Below are 3,441 nucleotides of genomic sequence, written 5' to 3'. Positions count from 1 at the left end.
AGATTGGGGTGACGAGGCTGATCAAGCCTTCCAACAGTACCAGCCTGATCAATTACGGCGAGAGCTACCGGTCCGGAGATCGCATCAGCCCCTCTGTCGTCAAGAGAGCTGTTCTGCTTAACCCCAGCCATGGAGCTCAACGCCCCGCGTCGGAGCGCTCCCTGCTTCTGAAGGAAGCCATTAGGTCCGCTCGGGCTTGATCGGAGGCTTGGCTGATGGACGTCGTGGTTGCTTCGCTCAGTTGCCGCCCCATGGCGCGGCTTTGCGGATTATCAGTCCTCTGCCTCTTCGCCGGTCTCAACAGCGCTGTGTAATGTTCATTGTTTATGATGACGCCCCCGCTGTTCACGAGGTTGCCCCTGTCAAGTGTACTCGTCAGTCCGTCCTGGGCCTCGCGCTTCTTGCCCAAGTGCCGTTCAAACGGCGCTGGCGCGACTTGTTGAGCTCGAGAGATGGGTCCCTGCTCTCCTGCGTGGCCATGAGCTTGTGCCGCGGTCTGCGCAGCGGCGTCCCCAATGGCACGAGCCTCCATGCCGACTGCGTCTTCCGGACGAGCAGCAAGGGCAATTTCGCGCCCGAGTGCGAACTTCCGGAGATGAGTTAGTGCACTGATGTCAGCGGTTTTCATATAGCGCTTGGCATCTTCATCCAGCGACCGCTCGTGAAGCCGATCCGCAATCCCCGGCTTTTTGTTTTCAACCAGGCATTGACTGAAACGTCTAAGAGCAGACCCATAGACCTCAACGGTACGGGGTTTCGGCCCGGTCGGCGCTGCCTCGTACGCTTTGATGAGAGCCGCTGTGTACTCTCTGATGAGCACGGCGTCGGCAGGGTGGGGATTCAGGGCAGGGCGGCCCACCACTGGCGCTCCGCCCGCCCACGTCTTGAGACGACCCAGTGACCCAGCCACGGCCGAGGGGCCGCCACCCCAGATCTCGTACTCCTTGCGATCCCGATCCAGCGACGAATCGTGAAGCCGATCCGCAATCCCCGGCTTGTTATTTTCAACGAGCCAATGACCAAAGCCGAAAAGAATATCTACATGGCGCTTGACCGTGATCTCCCCGATCTTACCGGCATAGAGTGCTGACCTCAGCCCTTCGACAAGGGTCGCATCGTTGGAATAAAGAGGACCCTTGTCGGGACCGGAGACCACTTTTGGGCGATCTGGCTGCACCGCCGCCGGCACAGAACGAGCATGGTCACGCAACTCGACCCGTGCGGGGGGATTCAGATCAACCACTGACGAATCCGGCGCATGATGATGGCGCGCCGTTGAGTGACCCGGCTGCAGCACCGAGGCACCCAGCATCGACCCACTGCCTCCGGCGTACGGCGCCGCGGCGTGTTCTTGTCCGCTCCCTTGCATCATGGGCTGCGCTTCCCATGGCAATGCACCCACTTGATGGGTGGGGGCCTGCATCAGCACGCGAGCGCCTGAATTGCCGATCTTGCTCAGCTGCGGCTCAGTGGCAACGTCCTGCAGACGACTGTTCGGGGTCCTTTGCCTCTTCGCTGGTCTCAACTCCGCTGTATCATGCTCACGGTTGATGAGGACCTCCTCGCTTGGTAGCTGGTTGCTCCTGTCCTGTGCAGCGATCCGCTCGTCCGGCGCGCCCTGGTCGCCGTAGATCAGGGGACGAAAAGACTCTGCGGGATCCGAGGCTTGGTGATGGGGCCCCGTTGGCACGAAAGACGATGCCAGAACAGCGTCGTCTTCATTAGCTTTCCCAGGGGGGAGATACTCTGGCCAACTGTATTCCTCCTGCGGCCCGCTGTGCTGCGCAGCGGCGTCCCCCTTGCTCTTAAGACTTTGAAATTTAAATGGGTCCCCGGGAGCAACGTCTGGCGCTGACTGGCCGAGCCGCTTGATCTGCTGGTGAAACGTCCCAACGGGGCTTTCCTTAACCGCGTCTCGGGCCTTTCGGTCCATGAGTTCAAAGTTCGTGAGATTATTTGTCGTTCCGAATGTATCGTCACCCCTGAGGCGGGTTTGTAGTGCCTGCCGATTGACGACGAGGTTGTTGAGGTTCAGGTTATCTGGCTGCGATTGCAATCGCCCAACCAGCGCCCGCGTGCCGTCCACCACGTAGACTCCGCAATCCACCCCGTTGCTCTGCTGGGCGATGCGGGATACGCCCACGCGGGTCTCCAGGCTGGCGCCCAGATTTTCTGCGAGCTCTTTTGCAAGCGTGTCATTGCATCCGTTGTAGGAGTCATAATGATAGGCAACCGGCCGCTCCCGGTCGCTGCGATCAACGAACAGCAGCGACCAATGGGTGCCGCGCTCCTCACGAGTCGTACCGGCATCGCTCACTGGCACGAACAGGAAGTCGGCTGTGTCGTTACCGTTCTTATGGACGATGCGCTGGAATGCGCTTAGCATGACGCTCTTGGAGCCCAAGCGCAGATGATAATTGGCTACGAGGGGATCCACGAACCGCGTCCGGGCGGCGAGATCTGGATTGTTCCCCTGCAACTCCTGCTCCAGGAGCTGGTAATCCCTCTGGATATGTTCGTCGCCTAGCCATTCCAATGCGCCGAGCACCCGCCCGTCTTTAGCTCTCCCAGGGGGCTTCTCTGGCCGACCCAATGCCTCCTGCGGCCCGCTTCGCTGCGCAGCGGCGTCCCCAATGGCACGAGCCTCCATGCCGACTGCGTCTTCCGGACGAGCAGCAAGGGCAATTTCGCGCCCGGGTGCGAACTTCCGGAGATGAGCTAGTGCACTGATCCTCCGGTTACCACCGGAGTTCACATAGCGCTTGGCATCTTCATCCAGCGACCCCTCGTGAAGCCGATCCGCAATCCCCGGCTTTTTGTTTTCATGCAGGTATTCACTGAAACGTATAAGAGTAGATCCATAGACCTGAATGGTACCGCGATTCGGCCCGGTCGCAGGCGCTTCTTTGTACTCTTTGATGAGAGCCGCTGTGTAATCTCTGATGAGCGCGGCGTCGGCAGGGTAGGGATTCCGGACAGGGCGGTCCACCACTGGCGCTCCGCCCGCCAACGTCTTGAGACGACCCAGTGCTCTGACGATCGAGGGGCCACCACCCCAGATCTCGTACTCCTTGCGATCCCGATCCAGCGACGAATCGTCAAGCCGAGCAGCAAATCCCGGCCTGTTATTGTCAAAGAGCCAACGACCAAAGCCGAGAAGAGAATTTACATGGCGCTTGACCGTGATCTCCCCGATCTTACCGGCATAGAGTGCTGACCTCAGCCCTTCGACAACGGTCGCATCGTTGGAATAGAGGGGACCCTTGTCGCGACCGGAGACCCCTATTGGAGGATCTGGCTGCACCGCCGCCGGCACAGAACGAGCATGGTCACGCAACTCGACCCCTGCGGGGGGATTCAGATCAACCACTGACGAATCCGGCGCATGATGATGGCGCGCCGTTGAGTGACCCGGCTGCAGCACCGAGGCACCCAGCATCG

At 60.2% G+C, this 3,441-nt stretch carries 1 protein-coding gene; it reads right to left on the bottom strand.

The features are described 5' to 3' along the window. Positions 1-136: 136 nt before the first annotated feature. Positions 137-3,370 carry a Ulp1 family isopeptidase gene (locus tag NKI31_RS31745; protein ID WP_352653448.1) on the bottom strand — a complete coding sequence of 1,078 codons (3,234 nt, stop codon included), beginning with the start codon at positions 3,368-3,370 and terminating at the stop codon, positions 137-139. Between the last annotated feature and the right edge of the window lie 71 nt (positions 3,371-3,441).

It is taken from the genome of Mesorhizobium sp. M0659, from assembly GCF_040320605.1.
GTDB lineage: Bacteria > Pseudomonadota > Alphaproteobacteria > Rhizobiales > Rhizobiaceae > Mesorhizobium.
Note: the sequence above shows the minus strand (reverse complement) of the source record. Positions and strands in the feature narration are given on the sequence as shown.